The sequence below is a fragment of the Hahella sp. CCB-MM4 genome, from assembly GCF_002260525.1.
Lineage (GTDB): Bacteria > Pseudomonadota > Gammaproteobacteria > Pseudomonadales > Oleiphilaceae > Hahella.
This window is the reverse complement of sequence record NZ_MRYI01000003.1, coordinates 331171-356749: the sequence shown is the minus strand read 5'-3', so window position 1 is coordinate 356749 and position 25579 is coordinate 331171. Positions and strand designations below refer to the sequence as shown.

Genomic DNA, 25579 nt, shown 5'->3' with positions numbered 1-25579 from the left:
TGCTGCCTAGTGGTTATTTGTTAAATTTGGGAAAAATATACCAATTTATAGCGGGGAAGGATAGGCGGCTGGGAAGGATAGGCGGCCGACATAGCCGCCTGAGGAAAAAGGAATATGCCTAGCCTAACAGGAGTGCATCGTCAGCGAGAACTTCACCCCGCTTACGCTCAAACAGATTAAGAAGATCAGCCACCGTGGTGGAGGCACGTTCCTCGCCATGAATATCGAAGATAATCTGGCCTTCATGCAGCATCAGGGTGCGATGCCCGTATGACAGAGCCTGCTGCATGCTGTGGGTAACCATCATGACGGTCAGTTGATCAGCCTCGACAATTTCTGCCGTCAACTTCAGTACGTAGCTGGCCGTCTTGGGGTCCAATGCCGCCGTGTGCTCATCCAACAGAAGGATTTCAATGGGCTGAAGTGTGGCCATCAACAAACTCAGAGCCTGTCGTTGACCTCCGGAAAGTAGTCCGATTTTATCTTTCAGACGGTTCTCCAGACCCAGTCCGAGGCTGGCCACCAATTCTTTCAGCTCTTTGACCTTGCTTGATTTTAGCGCAGGTCGAAGGCTGCGGCGTTGTCCCCTTGATAGTCCCAGTGCGAGATTTTCTTCGAGGGTAAGAGATTCACAGGTGCCCATTTTGGGATCCTGGAATACGCGTGCGACTGACTTTGCACGTTTGTGTGTCGGCCAGCGGGTGACGTCCTGGTGCCCGATAATAATACGACCCATTTCAGGGGCGATTTCACCGGACAGGGCGTTCAAAAGTGTACTCTTGCCGGCGCCGTTGCTGCCGATAACGGTGACGAACTGACCCTGGGGGATGTTCAGATCAATGCCTCTGAGAGCATGTACTTCAAGCGGAGTGCCGCGACCAAAACAAACATGGAGATCCTTAATACTGATCATTTGGTCACCCCACTTTTACGGAACACGGATCTCTTGGCTCCAGGCAGGACAATAGCAAAAGCCACCAGAGCCGCGGTAATCAAATTGAGATCCTGAGCCTGGAGACCTAAAAAGTCTGCGTTGAGTGCGGCGGCGATGGCCAGACGATACAGAATGGAACCCAGAATACATCCCAGTAACGCCAACAGGATGGTTTTGGGTGGCATTACTGCTTCTCCACCAATCACGGAGGCAAGACCAACAACAATAACACCGACTCCCATGGTGACGTCCGCTGCCCCCTGAGATTGGGCAAACATGGAGCCGGCCAGCGCGACCAGTGCGTTGGAGATTGCCATACCGAGCATGATCATGCCCCCGGTGTTGATTCCCTGGGCTCTGGCCATATTGCGGTTAGCCCCGGCTGCACGCATCCCAAGACCTGTTTCTGAGGTCAGGAACAAGTACATCAGAGTAACGACTATCAGTACCACCACAGCAAAAGCCAGTGGGGTTGAGTAGTAATAGGGTAGTCCCAGACTCTCGAAGGGAGTCAGTACTGTTTCTTCACCCAGTAACGCCGTATTCGGCTTGCCCATGATTCTGAGGTTGACTGAGTACAGTGCAATCATGGTCAGTATGGAGGCGAGCAAATGCAGAATGTTCAGTTTGATGTTCATCCAGGCGGTCAACCAACCGGCACAGCCACCGGCGAGCATGGCAGCCAGCGTAGCCAGCCATGGATTGACGCCACTGACAATCAAGGTGGCTGAAACTGCTGCCCCAAGGGGGAAGCTGCCATCGACTGTCAGGTCTGGAAAATCCAGTACTCTGAATGAAATAAAAACACCGAAAGCCACCAGCGCAAAAATCAGCCCGGTTTCAATGGCGCCTAAAAAGGCAATTTGACTCAAAACATCCTCCAAATGTGTCTTGGATTTGAGGTGAAGATGTAGGGTTAGGGATATTTCTGAAAGGCAAAGCGGGTCGCATGGGGCAGACGGTGTCTTGCTTCATGCGACCCGAAGAAAAATCAGCTTTCTACGATTTCCTTGGCTTCATCAAGCAGCTCTTTGGAAAACGTCACGCCCATTCTCTCTGCTGCACCAGGATTCAGGTACAGCTCAAGTTTCTCTACCTGCCCAACAGGAATCTCACTCGGAGCCTTGCCGGACAGCACTTCAGATACAATCGCACCGGTTTGGCGGCCGACATCGTAGTAGTTAAAGCCGTAAGCTGCAATTGCTCCGCGCTTCACAGTGTCAGTATCAGCTGCAATGACGGGAATTTTGTTCTGCTCGCCCACTTTGATGACGGCTTCAACAGCTGAAATGACAGTGTTATCGGTTTGCAGGTAAATGGCATCAACCTTACCGATCAGGGATCTGGCTGCATTCAGGATTTCAGAGCTTTTGGTAGCGGCCGCTTCATGAAGCGTAATGCCCTCTGGAAGCTCTGTTTTCAGGCGGTTCACCATGGAGACCGAGTTGGCTTCTCCCGGGTTGTAGATCGTGCCGATATTTTTAACCCCCGGAAGGATCTTTTGGATCAGCTCCATGTGCTTCGCCAGAGGCAGCATATCGGTGGTTCCAGTTACCATGCCACCAGGGTTATCCAGTGATTTCACCAGTTTGGCACCCACAGGGTCGGTGACTGCGGAAAAAACGATAGGGGTATTACGGGCTGCAGCGGCTGCGGTAATCGCAGACGGTGTGGCGATTGCGACGATAACGTCCGGTTCTTCACCGGCAAATTTCTTGGCGATCTGGCTGGCAGTTGTCGGGTTACCCTGGGCGCTTTCATACATCCACTTCAGGTTTTTACCTACGACATAACCATGTTCGGCCAGTTCATCCTGTACACCCTGACGACAGGCATCCAGAGCGGGATGTTCGACGATCTGGGTGATGGCAACAAACTTATCTTCTGCCTGGGCGTTGAATCCTGCCAGGCCCAGCATCAGCAGGCTCGCAGTAAATACTTGTTTAATCATGGAGTTTCCTCATTTCTTATTGATATCCGCAGATCTGGCCGCGGCCTACCTGGTTTTTCAGCCCGTTGTTTTTTACTTTTCCGATTTTGCTTTATTTCTTTTGCTCGATTTCGCTGACGCATTCCTTTATGGGATCTGCGTTAACCGGTATTGGAAGAACTGTTTGGCGACTGGGGGTGATCTTCCACCTGCAAATCAGAGTTAAGGTAAATCTGTCTCCTTGAGAACCCCTGGAATCCTATAAAAAGGGTGTAGCCGAACCCCAGCAGAAACAGGAGCGATATGATGAGCAGAGAAACATTTTTGGTCAAGTTGGCATCTATACCAAATTGAATGGAAGTGACCAGTATTGAAAGTTGTTCGATGAACAGGTAAGCAGTGACCAAACCGCCGGCAAGACTACTGACGATCTGGCTGAATACGATCATGGCTGCCGGAATCTTAGCTTTGTGGTGACAGTGGCTGCAGATAAATAGCTCACTCAGCTCTGTTTCGTGCTCGTCCACGACGATCGGTTTGAGGACACCTTTTTTACATTTTCTGCAGAGGTATTTGGTCATGTTGTTTGGCCCGATTGTCGCGGGAAATTAATTTTTCACCAGCATTATAGTGATGCTCGTGGCAATATCTATGAAGCAGGACGTTAATTCACGCGGATTTTGGTTTTCCGGAATGCGCAGCCACTGCAATACCGTTGAATCCGCGGGTTTTGTGTGCTTTGATTTTGCGAAGTACGCACAGTACGTGGCATTACTAACAATGTAAACTTTCGTTAATAAAAGGCTCGAGCAACCATAATTTCAATAAGAGAGAAGGCTAAAGTACACAATGGAGCTACACACCCATATACCAACCCCACTTCAGCGGCTCTACCATTGGGAAAAATCCCGCCCCAGCGATGTTTATATGACCCAGCCAATGGGGGAAGGACTTTGTGAAGAGTTCACCTGGGCCAGAACAGCTCAGGAAGTCCGCCGGATGGCCAATTACCTGAAGTCACTGGATCTTCCTGAAAAATCCAAAATTGGGATCCTCTCAAAGAATTGTGCCCACTGGATCATGTCAGATCTGGCGATCTGGATGGCCGGCCATATATCGGTCCCTCTGTACCCGACGTTACATGCGGACAGCGTCAAACAGATTCTGGATCACAGTGAAACCAAGGTGCTTTTTGTCGGTAAGCTGGATGACTGGGATACCATGAAGGATGGCGTATCCTCTGAAATGCACTGTATTTCATATCCGTTAAGTCCGCCTAACGATTTTATCGGCTGGAATGAAATCGTTGAAAAAACCTCGCCGATGAAAGAAAGTCCCGAGCGTTCTCACGAAGAGTTGGCGACTATTATATACACCTCTGGCTCTACAGGGATGCCAAAAGGGGTTATGACTTCCTTCAATTCTTTCTGTGTTGGCGCTGAAGGTGCTGTGAAAGAGTTGAATATCAGCCGCGAAGACAGAATGTTATCTTATTTGCCCCTGTCTCATGTATTTGAGCGGTTCTGTGTGGAATCAACCTCCCTTCAAATCGGCTTTCACGTTTATTTTGCGGAAGCCCTGGACACTTTTGTTCAGGATCTGCAGAGAGCCCGTCCAACCGTATTCATTTCGGTGCCGCGTTTGTGGACCAAGTTTCAGGCAGGTGTACTGGCAAAAATGCCGGAAAAGAAACTCAACAGAATGTTGAAGATTCCCCTGCTGAACAAAGTGGTGAAGAAGAAAGTTCTCACAGCCCTGGGGCTTCAGCACGCCAGGATAGCGGGCAGTGGTTCTGCACCCTTGTCCCAGGACATTCTGAACTGGTACCGCAATCTCGGACTTGAGCTATTGGAAGGCTACGGCATGTCTGAGAACTTTGCCTATTCACATATCACCAAGCCTGGTCGAACCCGCGTCGGCTATGTTGGTGAACCGATGCCTGGTGTTGAGCAGCGTATCAGTGGAGAAGGGGAGGTTCAGATCAAGAGCCCCGCCAATATGATGGGCTATTACAAGGATGAAGAAAAAACTGCCGAAGCATTCTCTGATGATGGCTGGCTGAAAACAGGGGATCGCGGGGAAATTGACGAGATGGGGCGGCTGAAACTGACCGGTCGCACCAAGGAGCTGTTTAAAACGAGCAAAGGGAAGTATGTGGCACCAGCTCCGATTGAGAATCGGGTGGTATCTCTATCGAGGATCGATATGGCTTGTGTTGCCGGTGCCGATTATCCTCAGCCATGCTGTCTGGTGATGTTGTCTGAAGATGCCTATCCAAAGCGCAGCGATCCGGAGTTTCAGAAGGATTTGGAGGCAGAGCTGATGACCAAGCTGAACGACATTAATGCTTCCGTGGATCCCCATGAACAACTGCAGTTTATGGTGGTGGTCAAAGATCAGTGGACGATTGAGAACGAGTTTCTGACACCCACCATGAAGATGAAGCGCAACGTGATCGAAGATACCTATAATCCTCTGATGGAAGAATGGTACGCCGCGCGGAAAAAAGTTATCTGGCAATAAGCCTGGTCACCGAAAACGCACCGAGAGGTGCGTTTTTTATTGGTTATCTAAGATCACTTCCTTTGGAGGTGCTAATCATTCTCTGGAGATGCTAATCGTTCTTTGAAGGTGATCATCATTGCCCGTTATTGCTGGCTTTATTCAGCAGCAGGACGGGGAGCAGGCCCACAATAACGATCATGAGAGCAGCCAGGGCACTTTGCTCCAGTAACTCATCAGAGGCATACTGATAGACAAATGTGGCCAGGGTTTCGAAGTTAAACGGCCGCAGGATCAGGGTGGCGGGTAATTCCTTCATGCAATCCACAAAGACAATGATCGCGGCTGCCAGCAGACTTCGTCTCAGCAACGGCAGGTGAATTTTTCTCAAACTTGTCCAGGGGCCGTGTCCCAGGGTTCTGGCAGCCTGATCCATGGTTGGGGTGATTCTGGCCAGGCCACTTTCAGCGGAGCCCAGAGAGACCGTCAGGAAGCGTGCAGAATAGGCATAGAGAATTGCTACAACGGTTCCACTCAACAGCAGGCCCGTGCCGGTACCGAACCAGGCTTTGGCCACTCCGTCGAACCAGTTGTCAAATCGCCCTAATGGAACAATAACACCTACCGCCAGTACGGCCCCGGGCATGGCGTAGCCCACGGATGCCAGCCTGACCATAGTTTTATTGAACTTCGAAGGGGCGATGCGTTGGGAGTATGCCAGCAGAGTTCCCACGATGATCAGAATCAGCGCAGCCAGCGAAGACAGCTTGAGTGAGTTCAGCGCATACTCGACAAAGTCATTGGTCCAGCTTTGCTCGAAGTAGAGCACCGCATAGTAGGTAAGCAACCCCGCGGGTACCAGAAAGCCCGCCAGTATCAGCAGGAAACAGAACGTCGCCGCGGCGACAGCGTACTTGCCGGAGAGCCTGGTTGGCTCCAGTGGACGCACTTTGATGCCGGTTTGATAGGTTTTTACCTGACGCCGACTGGAGCGTTCCAGATATAGCAGCAGTAGGGCGATACCCACCATTAGTCCGGCAATCTGCGCAGCGCCACCCAGGTTACTGAGATTCAGCCAGGTATCATAGAGCCCTGCTGTCAGGGTTTGTACGGCAAAGTAGCTGACGGTGCCGTAATCATTCAGCGTCTCCATAAGCGCAAGGGCCAGGCCGACTGCCAGCGCGGGGCGGACACCGGGAAGAATCACCTTGAATAGGGTCTTCAAGGTTCCTGCTCCCAGTGAGCGGCTGGCCAGGATGAGGCTCTCGGACTGTTCCTGCAGGGCTGCCCGACATGTCAGATATACGTAGGGATACAACACCAGGGAGAACATCAGGATGGCACCCCCCAGGCTTCGAATTTCAGGGAACCAGTAATCTCTCGGAGAAGACCAGCCGAACAGAGCCCTCAGTGTTGCCTGAAAGGTGCCGGAGTATTCCAGCAAATCCGTGTATACGTAGGCGATCACATAGGCAGGCACCGCAAATGGCAGCAACAGTGCCCAAGAGAATATCCGGCGTCCGGGAAACCGGTAGTGTGCCACCAGCCAGGCACTGGTAAGCCCGAAAAAGGTGGAAAGAAGACCGACACCCAGCATCAGCCACGCGGTGGTGGTGAGATAACGCGGCAGCACCGTATTTATCAGATGCGGCCAGATATTCTCATCCGGAAAAAACGAAAGATAGAGTACTGACAGCAGCGGAATCAGAACGAGTACTGCGAGGCTGCAGGTCAGCCACCGCCACCATCGGACCGGGTCGGCCTGATGGTGGGTGGATGCGTCAAAATCAGGAGCCGTGATGGCTTCCATTCAGATTGACTCCTTAACCGTCAAAGTCGACTTTATCAACCAGCTTGACCGCCTGTTCCCGATACTTGGCAATTTCATCCAGGGAGATCTGGTCTGCTGTAAAGCTACCCCACGAAGATACCAGCCCTGAAGGTTGTACACCCGGCTTGACTGGATATTCATAGTTCTGCTCTGAGTACATTCTCTGAGCGAGTTCACCGGACAGGAATTCCATCAGTTTGATCGCATTAGCCTTGTTGGGAGCCGCTTTGGTCAGTGCAACACCGCTGATGTTTACATGGGCGCCACGGTTGTCCTGGTTGGGGAACAGAATATTGGCCGAGCGTGCCCATTCGCTCTGGTTTTCGTCAGTCAGCATGACCCCGTAATAGTAGCTGTTGCCCAGCGCCAGGTCACAAATTCCTTCTTTGATGGCTTTCACCTGGGCCCGGTCGTTCCCCTGGGGTTTCTGAGCCAGATTGGCCTTCACGCCCCTTAACCATTTCTCAGCTTCCGCTTCGCCATGATGGGCGATCATGGAGGCAATCAGGGCGATGTTGTATTGATGCTTGCCTGAGCGGGTACATACGCGGCCTTTCCACTCCGGCTTGCTCAAGTCCTCATAGGAAATCGCTTTAATGTCAGTACGTTCTTTAGAGGCATAGATATTTCGTACCCGCAGGGTCAGGCCGAACCAGAGATTTTCCTTGGAGCGGTATTGGGCGGGAATGTTGGTGTCAAGGACTTTGCTTTCCACTGGCTGAACCACATCAGCTTCGACCAGTTCCTGGAGTCGGCCGATATCGACCGTCAGTACGAGGTCTGCCGGGCTGTTGGCACCCTCGGTCTTCAGGCGTTCAGCAACACCTGTTTTGGTGAATACCACGTTGGTCTCAATCCCCGTCTGGCGGGTAAAGGTATCCAGAATCGGGCGGATCAGAAACGGCTGGCGATTGGAATAGATATTAACTTCGTCGGCAGCCATTACCTGCTGGCCAGAGACAAGACCAGCGGTCACCATCAGCAGACGACAAGCCAGACGTTTAGCGAAAGGGACCTTCATAGTAATTCCTTAGCGATATTGCAGAGAGGATTATTAAATAATGTGTATAAAAATATGAATGATAATAATTCTCAGTTTATGAGCGAGATTGTCAAGCGTAATTTGGCTTTAGGCATTGGATTCAGTTCGAGAGATCCTTACTTTTTCGATAGAATGGCCGTTTTGGTTTTCTGGATCTGGGTTGACTTTGAGGAGATGCAATAACAATGAAGTCTATTGCAGGTGGTGTGGTGGCCGCTTTGTTGGTGCTGGTTACCGGATGTTCTACGACCTATTCGCACTTCGGACGTTTTCACGCGGAAAACTCTGCCGGGGAGGCGAGGGAATTCCTGCTGGAGTGGGAAACCACTGAAGGGATGGGGGGGGAAGCCAGTTCAAACTTCACTCTGAAAACTCAATGTAGTGCCAGGACATTGGTGTTTATGAGCCAAATGGATCAGGAAAAAGGGTGTATAGCAACAGATGGTAGTGAAGTGCTATTGTGCGCACAGCCGGATCTGGATCTGACAATGGAGGGTCGGCCTGTCACCAATGGGAGCATGCCATGTGGCAGTATTCGCGGAGAGAATAACATCACCCGACCGGAAAACTTCGGCAAGACAGTAGAACTGAATATTTTCTGCTTTCCTGCGGAAACGACAGTCGATTCCGGTGAGGAAAAACAAAACGTGGACTATCTGAAGGCCTCGGTGGTTCCTTATGTGGTGGCTGTTAAAAAAGTGGTGAAGGGAAGCGGGGAGGATAGACCGCCCGTGCTGAATAGCAAAGCCTGTCCAAACTAACCTGCTTTATCCTGATTCTGAGATGTGCTCATTTTGGGTGTGAACCTGTTCACGGAGTGTGTGCAAATTTGTCCGCGTTTGTACACACAGTAAAGAAAGTCTGTCTTTATGTTACCCAATCACTTCAATTTGTAGTGGAGCCTTGAGAGCGGTCGTGGAAAATGTAAGTCAATAGAAAAAGGCTTCATGAGGCTTCAGTTTAAAGAGAAAGAGGAAGGCTTGAGGGACGCGAAAGACTTTCGGATTGTCACTTAACTTGCTTTAAAGCTTGAATTCAGAGGTATTTAGCGGTGGCTGCACAAAGTATCAAAATGTCGGTGTCCGAGCTGTCAATCGGCATGTTCGTGGCAGACCTCGACAGACCCTGGTGTCAGACTCCTTTTCCATTGCAAGGGTTTTATATCAGGAGCAGCGATGATATCCGCGCCCTGCAGTCATATTGTCGTCATGTTTACATCGACCGCCCGCTGGCCCGTACAGGGTATGAACAGCTGGAAACCCCTTCTGGAATGCAGGCCCGACTGAATGATCTGATTCAATCCGGCAGCACGCATGCAGAGCACCGGCTCAGGGTTCCTCATACGCCGATTGTGATACGCCAGCCTATTCATTATGAAACCAAGGTTAGCCTCAAAAAAGGAATTCGCCAGGCGCGTCGATTGATCAAGGACATTGATCAGACATTGGGCCGTATTCTGGAAGAAGTGAATGCGGGCCTTCCTGTCGATATCACGATGACAGAAGATCTCGCTCAAAGTATGACTCAGAGCGTGATCCAGAATCCCGACGCCTTGTTATGGCTTTCCCGGGTGCAGCGTAAAGACGAGTACAGCTACTCCCACGCAGTGTCAGCAAGTATCTGGGGATTGGTTCTTGGTCGTCATTTGGGGCTTGCTCCCAATGTTCTGAATACTTTGGCATCCGGACTGTTATTGAGTCAGATTGGTAAGGCCAGACTGTCTGATGACCTGCTGAGAGACAATCACTACCTCACAGCAGAAGAGTTCAGGGAGTACAAGACATACGTTGATGAAGGTGTCGCCATCCTTAAATCGGATGCTGCTATCCCACCCCAGGTCGTGACAATTGTTGAGTATCATCGTGAGCGCCATAACGGATCGGGATTTCCAAAGGGTGTGAATGGCGACAAGATTCCACTGCTGGCCAAAATCGCCGGAATAGTGGACTACTATCAGGAAATGATTGAGCCTCGCCCAGGAGTGGAGCCGATGAAGCCTTCAGAGGCGGTGGCACGGCTGTATCAGGTCAGAAACATCGAGTTCCAGGAAGATCTTATTGAGCGCTTCATCAACGCTATTGGTGTATACCCCACGGGTACTATGGTTGAACTAAGTAACCATCAAATTGGTGTGGTGCTGGCCAATAACCCCGAAAGAAAGCTCTGGCCAACCGTCATGGTATTGATGGATGAGCATGAGCGGCCGCTCAAAAAAGGGAAGGTGGTGAACTTGCGGGAGTACAATGACAAGAAGAAGCGCCAGGAAGACTATCTGCAGGTTTCCAGAAGTCTGCCGTTTGGCGCCTATGATATTAACCCCGCGGAATATGTGCTTCCTGAAGTGATCGGGCGCTGGCGGGCGAAAAGCGTCCTGAGTTAGTGTTTTGTTTGTTTATCGTAGCCGCACCCTGAGAGACTTTTTGTACCAGCGATAGTCGCCCTTTAGCTTGATATTCGCAATGATTGACGTTTCTTGGCCGGATTCACCTGTAGCATAGAATCCGAACCGGGCATTGCTGGCTGAGCCATACTGAATGGCGACCACTGATCGAGGGTCGTCGGGAAAGTTGCCCTCACTGTCTGGTAACTCATCAATTGTTTTGACTTCAAGTTCAGCAATGTTCAGGTCAAGGTTGACGGCTGTAATCGATACATCATATACCCGGGTATCGGTGGCATTGATTTCGAAGACTCTTGGGCTGAGAAAAATTTTGCTGGCGATTGTGCTGGTGATGTCTTCAGACTGTGATTTGCCAAATGTTTCTGCTTGCTCCGAAGCCGGCATTTCCTTGACACCGCCATTCAGGCAGGCTGCCTGTCCCAGCTTTTCACAGATGTAGTTTATGAAGAGGTTTTCCTGGTTGTCGGGGAGGTCTTCACTGCCGAAGTTCCCGACATCCTGGTCAAATATAATGGGGGAGCTGAAACTGTAAGCCTTTGCAGCGGCCCGCACATCACCCGAAATATAAATGAGGGCAATGTCATCTGAATCTTTGTCTTCAGGGGGATCGGTAATAGCAAACAGAAGGCGTGTCATGTTGACAATGTTCTGCTCTTTGGATGCCGCTTCCACCAGCTCGGTGTGATCGGTCATACCCCTGACCTGGCTGCCTTCATCTATCTGATCTACCACATCCTGATCGAAGTCGATCACGGTGAGGTAGGGTTTGGTTGGAATATCCTGGGCAAAGACAATGTCGCCCAAATAGAAGGAGATGGTTTCGCCCTCGAGGTAATGGAAGCGGCCCAACTCATCTGTGACGCCGGACTGACTGGCCGTACGATAGGGGAGTCCTGCAATTCCATCAAAGGTCAGATAACCGGTTTTGGTTCCATTTGATCCGCCACTGTCCTCACTGCCTCCGCAACCAACCAGGAAGAGTGCCAGAATCACTGCAAGCGTTTGTTTCATACAGGAATACAGTCCTTTACGTAAAGATGCATTTTTTATACTGAAATTAACCGGATTATATCGACTCGCAGGTTCATAAAAAGGAAACCGATCCCAGTTTCTGAAAAACGGACTATCGGTCCTGTGCTGCGAAGGAATAACCCGGGTTGGGGATTGAAATTCGGGGTGGTAGCCTCAATTTTAGAAGAGCTGAGCTCACAACTAATGGATAATCATGTCTACTGCACTGGCAATAGAGTCGTTGCGCAAGGTATATGGCAACGGTTTTGAAGCATTAAAAGGTATCAATCTGGACGTGGAGGAAGGTGATTTCTTTGCCTTGCTCGGGCCCAACGGTGCTGGCAAGTCGACCACCTTGGGTATCGTTTCTTCACTGGTGAATAAAACCTCCGGCAAGGTGCGTGTATTTGGTCACGACATCGACACCGATCTGGTCAAGGCTAAGTTGAATCTAGGGGTGGTTCCTCAGGAGTTTAACTTTAACCAGTTCGAAAAGGTGTTTGACATCGTTGTCACCCAGGCCGGGTACTATGGTATTCCCGCCAAGGTCGCCCGGAGCAATGCTGAAAAGTACCTCACGGAATTGGGGTTGTGGGAGAAGCACGACCAGCCCGCCCGAATGCTCTCTGGAGGTATGAAAAGACGACTGATGATTGCCAGGGCGTTGGTTCATGACCCTAAACTGATCATCCTGGATGAACCTACCGCCGGGGTGGATATCGAGCTTCGGCGTTCGATGTGGACCTTCCTGACTAATGTAAACCGCGAAGGTCGTACCATCATACTGACGACTCATTACCTTGAAGAAGCGGAAGCGCTTTGCCGCAATATTGCCATTATTGATCAGGGTGAAATCCTGGAGCATGCCAATAAGCGGGATTTGCTGCGTAAACTGCATAACGAAACCTTTGTACTGGATATCGCTGGTAACCTTGATCAAGCGCCCATGCTGCAAGGATATCCGGCCAGATTGACGGGAGACGGCCAGCTGGAAATAGATGTCGCCAGTGATCTGAGTCTGAATGATGCCTTCCGTCAGTTAGATTCTCTTGGGGTAAAAGTAAATAGCATGCGGACCAAAACCAATCGCCTGGAGGAGTTGTTTATTCGCCTGGTCAGTGAGGAAAAGAAAGCGAATAAGCGGCAGGAGGATATGGCTGATGCTTAGTGCTAACTGGGTCGCCTTTCAGACGATTGTGATCAAAGAGGTTCGCCGGTTTACCCGGATCTGGCCGCAGACCATTCTTCCCCCTGCCATTACCATGACGCTGTACTTCGTGATTTTTGGCAATCTTATCGGTCCTCGCATTGGTGAGATGGGTGGTTACGCCTATATGGATTTTATAGTGCCCGGGCTGATCATGATGTCGGTTATTACCAATGCATACGCGAATGTGGTGTCGTCATTTTTCGGGATGAAATTTCAGCATTGCATTGAAGAGCTGCTGGTCGCGCCGGTTCCCAACTACATCATTTTATTGGGCTATGTGGGAGGAGGTGTTGCCCGCGGCCTGGCCGTTGGTTTTATCGTAACACTTGTCTCTCTGTGGTTTACCGATCTGCAGATCCACCATCTGGGAGTGGTTATCAGTGTGGTGGTGTTGACGGCGGTCCTGTTTTCGCTGGGTGGATTCATCAATGCGGTATATGCCAACAAGTTTGACGATATTTCCATCGTGCCGACCTTTGTGTTGACCCCCTTAACCTATCTGGGCGGAGTGTTTTACTCGATCAGCCTGTTGCCGTCATTTTGGCAGGATGTTTCTCTGGTGAATCCGATTCTCTACATGGTCAATGCCTTTCGCTATGGCTTGTTGGGAGTCAGTGATATCAATATTGGTGTGGCATACGGCATGATCCTGTTGTTTATAGCAATACTCTTTACTTTTAGTCTGTCTCTGCTGAATCGTGGTGTAGGCATTCGAAACTGATGCTATGAGGGCCTGCCCTCATTAATTACGGCCGGACATTTCAAGGCTGGATCTAACTTTGACAAATATGCAGGTGAACTGTGGATCTGAAGCAAACCACTAAGCTGGGGCAGGCAACTGAATACCCTGAACATTATGATGCTGCGTTGCTGACGCCTATTCCTCGCTCGCCGAACCGCGAAAAGCTGGCCATCTCAGGAGAGTTGCCCTTTGTTGGTGAGGACTTGTGGAATGCCTATGAATTGTCCTGGCTGAATACGAAGGGAAAGCCGGTCGTGGCGATCGGGGTGTTCAGGATTCCGGCAGACAGTGCGAACATTGTCGAATCCAAGTCATTCAAGCTCTATCTGAACTCGTTCAATCAAACGGTTTTTGCTGATCAGGAAGAAGTCCGTTCAGTGATGGAAGTGGATCTGTCGCGGGCTGTTGAGGGGACCGTCAAGGTTGAGATTCTGGCTCCCGGTCGTTGGGAAGACGAAAAATCAGACTGGGAGCAGTCGACGTGTCTGGATGATCTCGATGTTACCTGCACGGACTATACGCCGGATATTAATCTTCTTGTGTTGGCTGGTCATGATGAGGGCGAGACTGACGAACGCAGCGAAACCGTGTCAGAGACGCTTTGCTCGCATTTGCTGAAATCCAATTGTCCGGTAACCGGTCAGCCTGACTGGGCGACGGTCTACATCCGCTATAAGGGAAAAGCTATCGATCATCAGGGACTGTTGCAATATATCGTTTCAATGAGAGGCCATCAGGATTTCCATGAGCACTGTGTGGAATCCATTTACATGGCTTTGATGGAGCGTTGTCAGCCGGAAAAATTGGCGGTCTATGCCCGTTATACCCGGCGTGGAGGGCTGGATATTAATCCTCTGCGATCGAACTATCCGGAAACGGCTGCTAACTTCAAGCTGGCCAGGCAATAAAGCCTGGCCCTAGCTGTTTCTGAGTTTCTCTGCGGCAGACTCCAGCGCTTTAAGTACCTTATCCCGGGACTCGACGTTGACTTTTCCCGCATCCAGATACATGGCGAATCCCTCGCTTTCGTGCTCAATAAAGCTTTGGTGGACACCGATATCCCGTCGGAAATCGACGACGGAATAAATGGGTACGGGCCGGGCAAATCCTTTCACCAAAATCTCTCCTTTATCTCTTACCATGATGGTGTCTTTGATGAGAGAGAAAGTGGCATAGGAAACCAACACTTCTCCGGGAGCTGCCAGAGTTTCCAGGCGGCTGGCGAGGTTTACCTCTTTGCCGATGATGGTGTAGTCCATACGATTTTCTGCGCCGAAGTTACCTACGGTGCAGAATCCGGTGCTGATTCCCATGCGGATTTCAAGGGGAGTTCTAATGCCCTGGCTGGTCCATTTCTGGCGCAGAATCTTCATATGTTTGCGCATTTCAATGGCCATCGCGACGCAGGCAACCGTATCTTCCTTAGAACCTCGGCTGGTCGGGTCACCGAAGAAAATCATGATGCTGTCGCCGACAAATTTATCGATGGTGCCGCCATATTTGAGAGCAATCTGCGACATCTCGTTGAAGTAATTGTTTAAAAGCTCTGTCAGGCTCTCGGGTTCCATTTCCTCAGCAAGTTCTGTGAAACCTTTGATGTCAGAGAAGAATACTGCCAGCTTCTTGCGTTGTGTTTCCAGGCGGACATCGCGCTCGCCGGTAAATATGGATTGCCAGACCTGAGGGGACAGGTATTTTGCCAGTTTGTGCGATAGGGTAATGGATTGCTCTCGTTGGAACTGGATCTGGGACTTGGCGCTGACCAGTGCGCGTGCTTGTTGGTGTGTATAGTAGGCCGTCACCGAAACGAAAATAGAGCAACTAAAGCCCGCCACAATACTCACGCTGATGGGGGTTGGTGGTGCGATGTTGATTCCGAAATAAAGGGAGGCGAGGGTAAAGCCTCCAAGAAACGCGACATTTCCCAGCCCCCAGCTGCGCACTCCGCCAACAATAATCAGGCTGAAATTGAGCATCAATAACAGAAACAGGGTGGGGGTCAGGCTGAGGTCTATCAATACTAATAAAATGCCGCCCAGTGTGCAGTCAAAAAGCAGCATGCTCTGACGCACTTTGATATTCTTTTCCTGTCCCAGGTAACGCAAGGCAAAGTAAAGAATATGAGGCCATAGCATGGCGGCGGGTACAAGCCAGATCAGGTTTTCATTAAAATGCTTTTCCAGAATGCCTGAGACAACAATGGCTGCCAGAGCAAGATATCCTAATACCCGGGCGTTGTAGTCCGGCATCGGAGGGATGGTAACCGGTGACACAGACTGTCCGGTTCTGACGACCGGCGCATTGGTCAACGGTTGGTTCATAACGACCTCGTCCATGGTGCTTGGCGGCAATTGTGATTTCTGTTTGTTAGAGTCTTTTTTATAGGCATTTCAATACGGTATGTTACTTCGCTCGTGTGTGTTATCGGCATTCAGGCGGGGCTTGAGTTATCAGGCCTGAGTGGCAGGTATTTTTGTCTGCTGTTTTGGACTGAGTCTGCCAGACCGATAATTCAGGTAAACTCCGATGTGCCTTGTTTAATAAGTATAATGCAGAAAATTCGGCGTTATGCGTTAAATTTGAAAACAGGGGCGGCCGCAAGCGCCCTCAGGGTATCAGTAAAAACGATATAGTCCAAGCCAAAAAGTCTATACGTCTTTGGTATTATTCCCTGTAGTCCTGTCCTACGAATCATCAATGTGACAAATTTAAAAAGTGTCAAAGCTAAAAAGCGACAAAGCAAATTAAAAGGAATCTCTATGGATATGCTCAGCATATTGTCAGCACGCTACTCCTCACCATTGCTGGAATCTCCCGCTCCTTCGAAACAAGAGCTTGAATCCGTATATGACGCAATGATGCGGGCTCCTGATCACGCAAGACTTCGGCCGCTTAGGCTGCAGGTATGGCAGGGGGATGGTCTGGGCAAGTTGGGGCAGGTGTTTGTTGATTACACTTTGAGGAAGGATTCTCAGGCAACTCCGGAGGCTGTTGAGCGTGCCAGGGGACGTCCGTTGAGGGCGCCGATGGTGATATCTGTTATTGCCCGAATTGAAGAGCATCCCAAAGTGCCGGAAGTTGAGCAGATCGTCAGTGCCGGTTGCAGTGCCTATATATTGCTGCTGGGGCTCGATGCGCTCGGGTATGGCGGAATGTGGCGGACCGGTGATATCGCCTACGATCCTCAGGCCTGCAAGGATATGGGGCTGGCAGATAATGAAAAGCTTGTCGGTTTTGTCTATGTGGGAACTCCGGTGGAGCGTCAGGTGAAAACCGTTGATGCGCCGGCGTTTGATGAGCGAGTGCAATTTATTACCGAATAATTGGTGTTGATGGGGTGCCGGAGAAAAGACTTCGGCAGCCTCAATCCTGACAATAGGGTGTATGCCGCCCTCGGGTTCCTCTGTTTCATTATCCTTTCTTTCGTTTTGCTATCCCTTTTTCCGCTTCTCTGTCCTTTCTTCGGCTTTGACTGATCAGGCATGCACTGTCTGTTCTATTTCCCCGTTCTCCCATCGTTTCAATTAAGCGGAAATACTATCGGCAAGCAGCGGTAGCAAATTGCCGCATTTTATTTGTGCAAAAATCTTAACTAACTGAAAAATAGAAAGAAAATATTGATGGCATCGGTCTTGCTGTATCAAGAGGAAATGAATGATGAGGTAAGCGAATGGCCATTTCATTTGATAAAGCTCTAGGGATTCATGAGCAGGCATTGAAGCTGCGAACCCAAAGAGCCGAGGTTTTGGCGAACAATCTGGCGAATGCAGATACCCCTGGTTTTAAGGCTCGGGATATTGATTTCAAGGCTGTATTGCAAAAGCAGCTTGGTCAGCAGCAAAGCCAGTTGGAAGTCGCAACCACTGATGAAGGGCATATGTCTCTCTCTGCCAGTGGCGCAAACGGAGAGATGATGTACCGGAATCCTTCGCAGCCTTCTATCGATGGAAATACTGTGGAATCTCAGACAGAAATCGTTGAATACACCAAGAATGCTCTCGACTTTCAGGCCAGTTTTATGCTTTTGAATAACCGGATGAAAGGCTTGGTGAACGCGATTAGAGGGGAGTAATCATGGCTATTAACAGCATATTTGATATCGCGGGCTCGGCCCTTTCTGCGCAGTCTGTAAGGCTGAATACCACCGCCAGTAATCTGGCAAATGCTGAGTCAGCCAGTTCCAGTATTGATGAAACCTATCGCGCCAGAAAACCTGTGTTCGCCGCTATTCAGCAGGATGCGCTGGCAGATGCTGTTCGTGGTGATATCAATCAGGAGGCTTCCCGTGGAGTGGAAGTGTTGGGAATTGTGGAGAGTCAGGATCCGTTGCAGCGCCGGTACGAGCCGGATCATCCGATGGCGGATGAGCAGGGATATGTGTTCTACCCGAATGTTAATGTGGTGGAAGAGATGGCTGACATGATGTCCGCTACACGCAGTTTTCAGATCAATACCGAAGTGCTGAACAGCGCCAAAACCATGATGCAGCGTCTTTTGACGTTAGGGCAATAGAAACCGGCCAGGCGAGGAATAGTTAAATGAGCAATGTCAGTTCAGTAAATTCCAGCGATGTGCTGAGTAATTACACTCTCAAATCTGAGGAAAAAGAGAAAAGTAACGAACTCGGTCAAAATGAGTTCCTGGAATTAATGATTGCCCAGATGAATAACCAGAGTCCTCTGGATCCTCAGGACAATGCAGAGTTTGTGGCCCAATTGGCGCAGTTCAGTTCGGTCGAAGGTATTGAGAAGTTGAATGGTACCGTTGATACCATGGCTTCCCAATATCGCAGTACCCAGGCCTTGCAGGCTTCTGCCATGGTTGGCAGGGATGTGCTGGTATCGGCGGATTATGCAGTCAAAACGGCCGCCGGGGGCGTGAATGGTGTTGCTGAGCTTCCAGGGTCCACCTCGGGTCTGACGGTCAGTGTGTATAACCTGTCTGGTGAGTTGGTTAAGAAGATGGATATGGGGCAACAAGTTGCCGGTGACGTACCGTTCTCATGGGATGGAACCAACAGCAAGGGCGAAACCTTGCCGGCCGGTAAGTATGAAATTGTGGCTGAAGCCCGTTATGGGGGAGAGACCGAAGAAGTGGCCTCTTATCTGGCAGCCAATGTGGACAGCGTTTCCATCGGCACGACCGGGAGTGTTGTTCTGAACCTGGCTGACATGGGATCTGTCGGCATAAATGATGTGAAACAGATTTTTTAATGATCCGGGGAATGATGGATGCTGAAGCTTTCGCCGACGTGCCGTCAGACAGTGATTAAGCGATACAGTTGATTCAAAGCGAGGTGTGATATGCCGTTCAATGTCGCCTTAACAGGTATTCGAGCAGCATCTGTGGATCTGGAAGTTACAGGGAATAACATTGCCAATGCCAGTACGACGGGATACAAAAAGTCGCGCACGGAGTTTGGTGATCTTTATGCCAACAGCTTTCTGAGCCTGGGAACAAATCCTGTCGGTGACGGGGTTCGGGTGCTGAGTGTCAGTCAGACTTTCGCTCAAGGGAATATTTCATTCACCGATAATGGCCTGGATCTGGCGATAAACGGTGAGGGGTTCTTTGTCCTGGATAATGACGGTGAAAGGCGTTATGGCCGGTCCGGTCAGTTTGGTGTCGATAAGGATGGCTATGTCGTCAATAACAACGGCATGCGCTTGCAGGGATTCCTGGCTAACGACAACGGACAGATTGGCGGTGTGCTTGATGATCTGTTGATTGATATCACCAGTATTCCACCGACCAGGACAACACTGATCAATGCGGAGCTGAATCTTGATGCCTCGGAAGAGGTGTTGGTGGAGAGGGGGTTCACCATTGGCTCGGACGGTACCGATATTGGAGTGGCGGTTGCGGGCACCACCAACGGCTATACCTCTCAGACGCTGACCATTACCCAGGCGGATGGAACCACTTCGACGGTCACTATACCGGCAGACAGTACCGCCGGAGCTATTGCAGCACTGCTTAACAATGTGGACAACGTCGAAGCGGCGGCCACTACTACTGCAACGATTACCAGTGCCGGATTCAACAATGCCTCTGGAAACATGGTGGTGACGATTGATGGTGTCTCCTTTGACGGCTACACAGATTTGACCAGTCTGGGTAATGCCATTAATGCCTCGCCTTCGCTGGTTGGGGTCAGTGCCGTGCTGAATGGAACTGATCTGGTGGTCATTGACAGTCGCGGCGGAGATCTCAGTTTTAATTTCAGCGGCGACCCTGGTGATAGTTTTGTGGTGAACGGTAGCGATGCAGGTGCAAGTACGCAGACGCTGAATACCGGTAATACTCAGGTGGTTGTCGGTGGTTCCGTCACCATGACCATCGACGAGAATGTGACGGTTGCCAGTGGTACGACGGATTTGTTTGCGACCTTTACCGGAACGCCGTTCGTTAACAACGCTTTCGATCCGACCGATGAGAATACTTATAACCATGCCACCTCCACAACCATTTATGACAGCCTTGGTAATGCTCATGTCATGACCTCTTATTTTGTTAAAGAGGATTTGACATCAACGGGAGTGGATAACCTCTGGACCATGTATGTGCAGATTGACGGGGAAGACGTGGGCGATCCTCTTGTCAGTGGTGGTACGCCGAACCAGGCATCATACAGTTTGGTGTTTAATGAGGATGGCACCCTGAATTCAACCCTGTCGGATGATATTTTGATATCAAACTGGGTGCCTTCGGATGCCGATGGTAATCCCAATGGGGCGGATGGTCCTTTGAACGTGGTTGATGGGGGCATACTGCCGATTCCGGATCCCCCCACCAGTTCCAACTTTGAAATCGATATCTCTCAAATGACTCAGTTCGGCAGTGACTTCTCTGTCAATGACCTGCAGCAGAACGGGTATACGACGGGTCGATTGGCCGGATTGGAAGTGGATGACTCAGGTATTATCTACGCCAGATTCACCAATAGTGAATCCTTGGTGTTGGGTCAGGTGGCATTAGCAAATTTCAATGATGTTAATGGCTTGGCTCCCGTAGGGGAGACGACCTGGGTGGAAACCTTTGAATCGGGTGATCCGATCATTGGTGCTCCGGGTACCGCCTCGCTTGGTTCCATACAGGCCAGTTCGCTGGAAGAGTCCAATGTGGATCTGTCAGACGAATTGGTGAATCTGATAATTGCCCAGCGCAACTATCAGGCCAATGCGAAAACCATTGAGACGGCCAATACGATCACTCAGACCATTATCAATCTGAGGTAACCGCTGAGGTATTAGTCTATGGATAAAGCGTTGTACATTGCGATGACCGGTGCTGCGCAGAATATGCTGTCGCAGCGTGGTCACGCCAACAACCTGGCCAACGTCAATACCACTGGGTTCAAGTCCGACTGGATGCAGGCTCGGGCCATGCCGGTGTTTGGTGATTATTATCCCAGCCGCGCATATGCCATGACTGAGCGTCCGGCCACGGACTTTGAGCAGGGGTCGTTAATTCAGACCGGGCGCGACCTGGACGTAGCCATCGCCGGTGAAGGATGGATTGCCGTGCAAGCGCCGGATGGCACTGAGGCCTATACCCGAGAGGGGGAGCTGCAGATTGATGTGAACGGCATTCTGCGCACCGGCTCCGGATTGCCGGTGCTCGGCAATGGCGGTCCCGTAGCCATTCCGCCTGCTGCCAAAGTGCAGATCGGTGGTGACGGAACGATTTCTGTTGTGGCTCTTGGTGAAACGGCCCAGGGAATCGCAGAAATCGACCGGATTAAACTTGTCAATCCGGCTGCAGATCAGCTTGCCAAAGGTGAAGATGGTCTGGTTAGGATTCGGCCTGATGCCCAGAATGCCGGGCAGCCTGTGCCGGCTGACGCTTTCGTCAGTCTTGAGCCGGGCTACCTGGAAGCTTCCAATGTTAATGCCGTCGAAGAAATGACGGAAATCCTTTCTCTCTCCCGCCAATTCGAGCTGCAAGTGAAGGTAATGCGTGCAGCTGATCAAAATACCGAAGCTGCGGCACGCTTATTGCAGATCTCCTGATATAGACGTTATGGCGGCAATTTTCCGCCATACGTTCAGGTTCACAAACCTTTGTGATGTGTTTGAAAAGGTGAGTTCGGGTGCGAATAGCCGGCAGTCTGAAGACTCCGGATATTGCCTGACCTGAATAGGAGACATTTTATGCACGGTGCTTTGTGGGTAAGCAAAACGGGACTGGCGGCGCAAGATACGGCGCTGAAGACCATTTCCAATAATCTGGCTAACGTTAACACTAACGGGTTTAAACGTGATCGGGCGGTGTTTCAGGATCTTCTTTATCAGATCAAGACACAGCCGGGCGGCCAGTCATCCCAGAACACAGAAATACCCAGTGGTTTACAGCTCGGGACCGGTGTGCGTGTGGTAGGAACACAAAAGGTGTTCACCGAAGGCAATCTGGAAGTCACCGAACAGCCGCTGGATGTGGCAATCAATGGGCGTGGATTCTTTCAGATCCTGATGCCTGACGGCACGATCAGCTATACCCGTGACGGTCAGTTTCACATGGATTCTGAAGGCAATATCGTCACGGCGAATGGTTATCCGCTCGAGCCCTCGATTACCGTTCCTGATAACGCTACCAATATTACGATCAGTACCGACGGAATTGTCAGTGTCACAGTGCCCGGCACTGCCACTCCTACTCAGATAGGTACCATTTCCCTCGCTGATTTTGTCAATCCCGCCGGCCTGGAAGCAACGGGCAATAACCTGTTTGTGCAGACTGGCTCCAGCGGCGATCCGCAGGAGGGTACCCCCGGGCTTGACGGCCTGGGAAGTACTGAGCAGGGCATGATCGAAACCTCCAACGTGGAAATCGTCGAGGAAATGGTCGATATGATCACGACTCAGCGTGCTTATGAGATGAATGCCAAGGTGGTTACGACTGCAGATCAAATGCTGCAATACGTAACGCAAAATCTATAAGTCGTGAGTTCAGTGCGGGTGCATAGTCGCCGGTTAAACTGAGCGGGAGCTGAAAGTTATGAATTCGTTGGTTGTTAAGTTGTGCAAATTGGCTGTGGTCGGTGCCGTTGTGGTAACGACGGCCTGTGCACCCCTGACCAGAGAGCGGCCTTTGCCTGGTGATCCGATGTTTGCCCCGGTACCGCCTAACTCACTGGTGCCGCCAGCGCCGGTAGATGGTTCGATCTATTCCAGTAGCCCGGGTTTTTCCCTCTATGGCGATCGAACGGCGCATCAGGTGGGCGACATTCTGACCATCGTGCTGCAGGAGCGTACACAGTCTTCCAAAAGTGCTGCCACAAACATGACCAAGGATTCTGAGGCGACCATCGATGAGCCCACGATTTTGGGAACATCGGTGTCGGCAGCCAACCTGAGTCTTGCCACCAACCCGAAATTTGAGCGGGACTTTTCCGGATCTTCCGGGGCTGACCAGAGTAACAGTCTGACAGGCAATATCAGTGTGACGGTTTCTGAAGTGCTTCCCAACGGCTTGCTTAGAATACGTGGGGAAAAATGGCTGACACTGACCGAAAGTGATGAGTATGTCCGGGTGAGTGGGTTGGTCAGGCCTCAGGATATTGGTATCGATAATACTATTCTGTCCACCAAAATTGCCGATGCACGTTTTTCATATAGTGGTACCGGAGATTTGGCGGACGTGAATCGTCAGGGGTGGCTGTCCCGCTTCTTTAACAGCGAATGGTTTCCTCTCTAGAGGACTTGGGTGAAGTATATGTATCCCGAAATCAGAAACAAAATCATTGCTCTCCTGATGGGAGTCTTGATGATGGGGGCGGCTATGGAGGTCATGGCTGACAGGATTAAGGATATTGCCTCTGTTGCCGGCGTACGTAGTAACCAGATTGTGGGTTACGGTCTGGTGGTTGGTCTGGATGGAACCGGAGACAAGGCTCCCTATACCGATCAGACCTTTCGCAACATGATGAACCGTTTTGGTATTTCCATACCTACAGGCACGAATCTCAGTCTTAAGAATGTGGCGGCGGTTTCGGTTCATGCGGAGTTGCCACCGTTTTCCAAGCCGGGTCAGGAAATTGATATCACGGTTTCATCCATCGGCAATGCCAAAAGCCTTCGCGGAGGAAGTCTGCTGCTTACCACTTTGAAAGGTGCTGATGGAAACGTTTATGCCATGGCGCAGGGGAATCTGGTGGTTGGAGGCTTTGGTGCTTCAGGCGCAGATGGTTCCAGCATTACGGTTAACGTTCCCAGTGTGGGGCGGATACCTAATGGGGCAACCGTTGAGCGCACTGTTCCCAATGCGTTTGGTCATGGCGACACCTTGACTCTGAATCTTAACTCTCCGGACTTTACCACGGCAAAACGGGTTCAGGATCGTATCAACAACCTGTTAGGGCCGCAGTCGGCAGAAGCCCTCGATGCGACCAGTATCCGGGTGTTGGCGCCCCGGAATCCGTCCCAGCGGGTTAACTTTTTATCGATTCTCGAAAACCTGGAGGTTGAGCCAGGTATTGAAGCAGCCAGGGTGGTGATTAACTCCCGCACAGGAACCATTGTGGTCGGTCAGAACGTTAAGGTGCTGCCGGCGGCGGTTACGCATGGGAATCTTACTGTCACTATCGCTGAGAATACCGGCGTCAGTCAGCCTAATCCTTTGTCCGATGGGCAAACCGTTGTGGTTCCGCAAAGTGATGTGAATGTGGAGAGTGAACCGGCCCATATGTTCAAGTTCGGGCCGGCAGCGACATTGAATGATATCGTGCGCGCGGTCAACCAGGTAGGGGCGGCCCCGGGCGATGTGATGGCGGTGCTTGAGGCGCTTAAACAGGCCGGCGCACTGAAAGCTGATCTGATTGTGATCTAACGTTATGAAAACCTCTACTCCCTTAGATCAGGCACATGTCTACACCGACCTGACCGCTCTGCAAAAGCTGAAGGGGCCGGGGATCGATCGTTCCCAAGCTATAGAGGGCGTAGCCAGGCAGTTTGAGTCAATGATGGTCAATCTGATGCTGAAATCCATGCGTCAGGCAAACTCGGTATTTGCCGAGGGGAATATGTTTCATGAGCCGGCGACAGAGGTATACCAGGATATGCTGGATCATCAGTTGAGTCTGACCATGACCCGGGATAAGGGAATGGGGTTGGCCGATATGCTGGTGAAGCAGCTGACGCGCCGTGAATCGGGCGAAAGTGTTCCTGCTTTGTATAAATCACTTGCTGATTATCCTCGTTCCCAGGCAGTGATGCCGAAGCTTCTGCCGTCAGTCGATCAGGGGGAGGAGTCTTCTGAACTGGGCAGCCTGACAGAGGAAGAAGTTGAAACACTGGAGCAGGTTGCTTATTACGCTGAGCAGTTAGGGGGAAGTAATGAGGTGGCAGAAGCGGCCTCAGATAATGTCAGCGATGAAGGTGGTTTAGTCTCTCCGCAATCTGAAGGCTTTGAATCACCGCAGGATTTTATTGCCACACTGATGCCGATAGCACAGAAAGTGGCAAAAGAAATGGGAGTGGATCCCAGGGTTCTACTTGCACAGTCAGCCTTGGAAACCGGCTGGGGTCAACACATGATCCAGGATGGGGAGCAGGCCAGTTTTAACCTGTTCGGTATCAAGGCTGATCAGCGTTGGGATGGCAATGTCGTCTGGACCAATACAACGGAATACCGTGATGGTGTTGCGATGAAGGAGCGGGCAGGGTTTCGTGCCTACAACAGTTACGAGGAAAGTTTTACTGATTACCTGCGCTTTTTGAAAGGTAATCCCCGGTATGAGGAGGCGTTAAAGCTGGCTGAGAGCCCGGAAATGTATACAGAGGCTCTGCAAAAGGCCGGTTACGCCACAGATCCTCAGTATGCGGACAAGATCAATCGAATCATCCGCAGTGGCTGGTTTGAAACAGTGAAGCCGGTGAAGCAGTCGGAGTCAGCGAGCGGAAAAGGATTGCCGGCCGTTGATATTGAGGCCCTGATAAAGGATGTCTCAGGTGCCAGTGAGCAGATATAAGGAGGGAG

24 protein-coding genes are annotated in these 25579 nt (G+C 50.8%); 16 read left to right on the top strand and 8 right to left on the bottom strand.

The features are described from left to right. Positions 1 to 118: 118 nt before the first annotated feature. From BTA51_RS08740 to BTA51_RS08725, 4 genes are all read right to left on the bottom strand, one after another. Entirely contained in the window at positions 119 to 913 is a 795-nt protein-coding gene (locus tag BTA51_RS08740) for an ABC transporter ATP-binding protein (protein WP_094707050.1), read from the bottom strand. Then, positions 910 to 1806 (bottom strand): ABC transporter permease, encoded by an 897-nt coding sequence (locus BTA51_RS08735; protein WP_210404791.1) that lies wholly within the window; start codon positions 1804 to 1806, stop codon positions 910 to 912. The genes BTA51_RS08740 and BTA51_RS08735 overlap by 4 nt, the downstream gene beginning before the upstream one ends. 119 nt (positions 1807 to 1925) lie before the next feature. Further along, positions 1926 to 2885 carry an ABC transporter substrate-binding protein gene (locus tag BTA51_RS08730; RefSeq protein WP_094707048.1) on the bottom strand — a complete coding sequence of 320 codons (960 nt, stop codon included), beginning with the start codon at positions 2883 to 2885 and terminating at the stop codon, positions 1926 to 1928. A 140-nt stretch (positions 2886 to 3025) separates the two neighbouring features. Further along, positions 3026 to 3445: a hypothetical protein gene (locus BTA51_RS08725; RefSeq protein ID WP_094707047.1), complete on the bottom strand. Its 420-nt coding sequence runs from the start codon at positions 3443 to 3445 to the stop codon at positions 3026 to 3028. 268 nt (positions 3446 to 3713) lie between these two features. On the opposite strand from BTA51_RS08725, the gene BTA51_RS08720 reads away from it, so the two are divergent. Continuing rightward, positions 3714 to 5387, top strand: coding sequence for an AMP-binding protein (locus BTA51_RS08720; protein ID WP_094707046.1), 1674 nt, complete (start codon positions 3714 to 3716; stop codon positions 5385 to 5387). Between the two features lie 115 nt (positions 5388 to 5502). Here BTA51_RS08720 and BTA51_RS08715 read toward each other — a convergent pair whose 3' ends face one another. Both BTA51_RS08715 and BTA51_RS08710 read right to left on the bottom strand, forming a co-directional pair. Further along, a complete protein-coding gene (locus tag BTA51_RS08715) occupies positions 5503 to 7176 on the bottom strand; it encodes an iron ABC transporter permease (RefSeq protein WP_094707045.1) in 1674 nt (557 codons plus the stop codon). A gap of 13 nt (positions 7177 to 7189) precedes the next feature. After that, positions 7190 to 8218 carry a Fe(3+) ABC transporter substrate-binding protein gene (locus tag BTA51_RS08710; RefSeq protein WP_246840978.1) on the bottom strand — a complete coding sequence of 343 codons (1029 nt, stop codon included), beginning with the start codon at positions 8216 to 8218 and terminating at the stop codon, positions 7190 to 7192. Positions 8219 to 8424: 206 nt separating this feature from the next. On the opposite strand from BTA51_RS08710, the gene BTA51_RS08705 reads away from it, so the two are divergent. Next, the gene (locus tag BTA51_RS08705; RefSeq protein WP_094707044.1) at positions 8425 to 9000 is read left to right on the top strand and encodes a hypothetical protein; all 576 of its coding nucleotides are present in this window, start codon (positions 8425 to 8427) and stop codon (positions 8998 to 9000) included. Between the two features lie 290 nt (positions 9001 to 9290). After that, positions 9291 to 10619, top strand: a complete 1329-nt coding sequence (locus BTA51_RS08700; RefSeq protein WP_094707043.1) for an HD-GYP domain-containing protein — start codon at positions 9291 to 9293, stop codon at positions 10617 to 10619. Between the two features lie 12 nt (positions 10620 to 10631). On the opposite strand, the gene BTA51_RS08695 is transcribed toward BTA51_RS08700, so the two are convergent. Beyond that, positions 10632 to 11651 (bottom strand): hypothetical protein, encoded by a 1020-nt coding sequence (locus BTA51_RS08695; RefSeq protein WP_094707042.1) that lies wholly within the window; start codon positions 11649 to 11651, stop codon positions 10632 to 10634. Positions 11652 to 11865: 214 nt separating this feature from the next. Here BTA51_RS08695 and BTA51_RS08690 point away from each other — a divergent pair, with 214 nt between their 5' ends. The 3 genes from BTA51_RS08690 to queF all read left to right on the top strand — a co-directional run bounded on the left by BTA51_RS08690 (position 11866) and on the right by queF (position 14511). Beyond that, positions 11866 to 12819 (top strand): ABC transporter ATP-binding protein, encoded by a 954-nt coding sequence (locus tag BTA51_RS08690; RefSeq protein ID WP_094707041.1) that lies wholly within the window; start codon positions 11866 to 11868, stop codon positions 12817 to 12819. Then, the gene (locus tag BTA51_RS08685) at positions 12812 to 13582 is read left to right on the top strand and encodes an ABC transporter permease (protein ID WP_210404790.1); all 771 of its coding nucleotides are present in this window, start codon (positions 12812 to 12814) and stop codon (positions 13580 to 13582) included. The genes BTA51_RS08690 and BTA51_RS08685 overlap by 8 nt, the downstream gene beginning before the upstream one ends. Positions 13583 to 13662: 80 nt before the next feature. Next, positions 13663 to 14511, top strand: coding sequence for an NADPH-dependent 7-cyano-7-deazaguanine reductase QueF (gene queF / locus BTA51_RS08680; RefSeq protein ID WP_094707040.1), 849 nt, complete (start codon positions 13663 to 13665; stop codon positions 14509 to 14511). A gap of 9 nt (positions 14512 to 14520) precedes the next feature. On the opposite strand, the gene BTA51_RS08675 is transcribed toward queF, so the two are convergent. Beyond that, a complete protein-coding gene (locus tag BTA51_RS08675; RefSeq protein WP_094707039.1) occupies positions 14521 to 15924 on the bottom strand; it encodes an adenylate/guanylate cyclase domain-containing protein in 1404 nt (467 codons plus the stop codon). A gap of 438 nt (positions 15925 to 16362) precedes the next feature. Between BTA51_RS08675 and BTA51_RS08670 the strand changes: the two genes are divergently transcribed. From BTA51_RS08670 to flgJ, 10 genes are all read left to right on the top strand, one after another. Beyond that, on the top strand, positions 16363 to 16926 hold the full coding sequence (locus tag BTA51_RS08670) for a nitroreductase (protein ID WP_094707038.1): 564 nt from the start codon (positions 16363 to 16365) through the stop codon (positions 16924 to 16926). Positions 16927 to 17273: 347 nt separating this feature from the next. After that, positions 17274 to 17675, top strand: coding sequence for a flagellar basal body rod protein FlgB (gene flgB / locus BTA51_RS08665; RefSeq protein WP_094707037.1), 402 nt, complete (start codon positions 17274 to 17276; stop codon positions 17673 to 17675). 2 nt (positions 17676 to 17677) lie between these two features. Next, positions 17678 to 18115, top strand: a complete 438-nt coding sequence (gene flgC, locus BTA51_RS08660) for a flagellar basal body rod protein FlgC (protein ID WP_094707036.1) — start codon at positions 17678 to 17680, stop codon at positions 18113 to 18115. A gap of 26 nt (positions 18116 to 18141) precedes the next feature. Then, complete coding sequence (locus BTA51_RS08655) at positions 18142 to 18816, top strand: flagellar hook assembly protein FlgD (RefSeq protein WP_094707035.1); 675 nt, start codon at positions 18142 to 18144, stop codon at positions 18814 to 18816. A 90-nt stretch (positions 18817 to 18906) separates the two neighbouring features. Further along, a complete protein-coding gene (locus tag BTA51_RS08650) occupies positions 18907 to 20841 on the top strand; it encodes a flagellar hook-basal body complex protein (protein ID WP_094707034.1) in 1935 nt (644 codons plus the stop codon). An 18-nt stretch (positions 20842 to 20859) separates the two neighbouring features. Next, the gene (flgF, locus tag BTA51_RS08645) at positions 20860 to 21615 is read left to right on the top strand and encodes a flagellar basal-body rod protein FlgF (protein WP_094707033.1); all 756 of its coding nucleotides are present in this window, start codon (positions 20860 to 20862) and stop codon (positions 21613 to 21615) included. Positions 21616 to 21756: 141 nt separating this feature from the next. Continuing rightward, on the top strand, positions 21757 to 22542 hold the full coding sequence (gene flgG / locus BTA51_RS08640; protein ID WP_094707032.1) for a flagellar basal-body rod protein FlgG: 786 nt from the start codon (positions 21757 to 21759) through the stop codon (positions 22540 to 22542). Between the two features lie 58 nt (positions 22543 to 22600). Further along, positions 22601 to 23299, top strand: coding sequence for a flagellar basal body L-ring protein FlgH (flgH, locus tag BTA51_RS08635; protein WP_094707031.1), 699 nt, complete (start codon positions 22601 to 22603; stop codon positions 23297 to 23299). Positions 23300 to 23356: 57 nt separating this feature from the next. Beyond that, the gene (locus BTA51_RS08630) at positions 23357 to 24430 is read left to right on the top strand and encodes a flagellar basal body P-ring protein FlgI (protein WP_168188118.1); all 1074 of its coding nucleotides are present in this window, start codon (positions 23357 to 23359) and stop codon (positions 24428 to 24430) included. A gap of 4 nt (positions 24431 to 24434) precedes the next feature. After that, positions 24435 to 25571: a flagellar assembly peptidoglycan hydrolase FlgJ gene (flgJ, locus tag BTA51_RS08625; RefSeq protein ID WP_094707029.1), complete on the top strand. Its 1137-nt coding sequence runs from the start codon at positions 24435 to 24437 to the stop codon at positions 25569 to 25571. The last annotated feature ends 8 nt before the right edge of the window (positions 25572 to 25579 follow it).

Excerpts from the sequence above, each read along its gene's own strand:
- BTA51_RS08740 (WP_094707050.1), bottom strand. The coding sequence starts at position 913 with ATGATCAGTATTAAGGATCTCCATGTTTGTTTTGGTCGCGGCACTCCG.
- BTA51_RS08730 (WP_094707048.1), bottom strand. The coding sequence starts at position 2,885 with ATGATTAAACAAGTATTTACTGCGAGCCTGCTGATGCTGGGCCTGGCA.
- BTA51_RS08725 (WP_094707047.1), bottom strand. The coding sequence starts at position 3,445 with ATGACCAAATACCTCTGCAGAAAATGTAAAAAAGGTGTCCTCAAACCG.
- BTA51_RS08720 (WP_094707046.1), top strand. The coding sequence starts at position 3,714 with ATGGAGCTACACACCCATATACCAACCCCACTTCAGCGGCTCTACCAT.
- BTA51_RS08715 (WP_094707045.1), bottom strand. The coding sequence starts at position 7,176 with ATGGAAGCCATCACGGCTCCTGATTTTGACGCATCCACCCACCATCAG.
- BTA51_RS08710 (WP_246840978.1), bottom strand. The coding sequence starts at position 8,218 with ATGAAGGTCCCTTTCGCTAAACGTCTGGCTTGTCGTCTGCTGATGGTG.
- BTA51_RS08705 (WP_094707044.1), top strand. The coding sequence starts at position 8,425 with ATGAAGTCTATTGCAGGTGGTGTGGTGGCCGCTTTGTTGGTGCTGGTT.
- BTA51_RS08695 (WP_094707042.1), bottom strand. The coding sequence starts at position 11,651 with ATGAAACAAACGCTTGCAGTGATTCTGGCACTCTTCCTGGTTGGTTGC.
- BTA51_RS08690 (WP_094707041.1), top strand. The coding sequence starts at position 11,866 with ATGTCTACTGCACTGGCAATAGAGTCGTTGCGCAAGGTATATGGCAAC.
- BTA51_RS08685 (WP_210404790.1), top strand. The coding sequence starts at position 12,812 with ATGCTTAGTGCTAACTGGGTCGCCTTTCAGACGATTGTGATCAAAGAG.
- BTA51_RS08675 (WP_094707039.1), bottom strand. The coding sequence starts at position 15,924 with ATGAACCAACCGTTGACCAATGCGCCGGTCGTCAGAACCGGACAGTCT.
- BTA51_RS08670 (WP_094707038.1), top strand. The coding sequence starts at position 16,363 with ATGGATATGCTCAGCATATTGTCAGCACGCTACTCCTCACCATTGCTG.
- flgB (WP_094707037.1), top strand. The coding sequence starts at position 17,274 with ATGGCCATTTCATTTGATAAAGCTCTAGGGATTCATGAGCAGGCATTG.
- flgC (WP_094707036.1), top strand. The coding sequence starts at position 17,678 with ATGGCTATTAACAGCATATTTGATATCGCGGGCTCGGCCCTTTCTGCG.
- BTA51_RS08655 (WP_094707035.1), top strand. The coding sequence starts at position 18,142 with ATGAGCAATGTCAGTTCAGTAAATTCCAGCGATGTGCTGAGTAATTAC.
- BTA51_RS08650 (WP_094707034.1), top strand. The coding sequence starts at position 18,907 with ATGCCGTTCAATGTCGCCTTAACAGGTATTCGAGCAGCATCTGTGGAT.
- flgF (WP_094707033.1), top strand. The coding sequence starts at position 20,860 with ATGGATAAAGCGTTGTACATTGCGATGACCGGTGCTGCGCAGAATATG.
- flgG (WP_094707032.1), top strand. The coding sequence starts at position 21,757 with ATGCACGGTGCTTTGTGGGTAAGCAAAACGGGACTGGCGGCGCAAGAT.
- flgH (WP_094707031.1), top strand. The coding sequence starts at position 22,601 with ATGAATTCGTTGGTTGTTAAGTTGTGCAAATTGGCTGTGGTCGGTGCC.
- BTA51_RS08630 (WP_168188118.1), top strand. The coding sequence starts at position 23,357 with ATGGGAGTCTTGATGATGGGGGCGGCTATGGAGGTCATGGCTGACAGG.
- flgJ (WP_094707029.1), top strand. The coding sequence starts at position 24,435 with ATGAAAACCTCTACTCCCTTAGATCAGGCACATGTCTACACCGACCTG.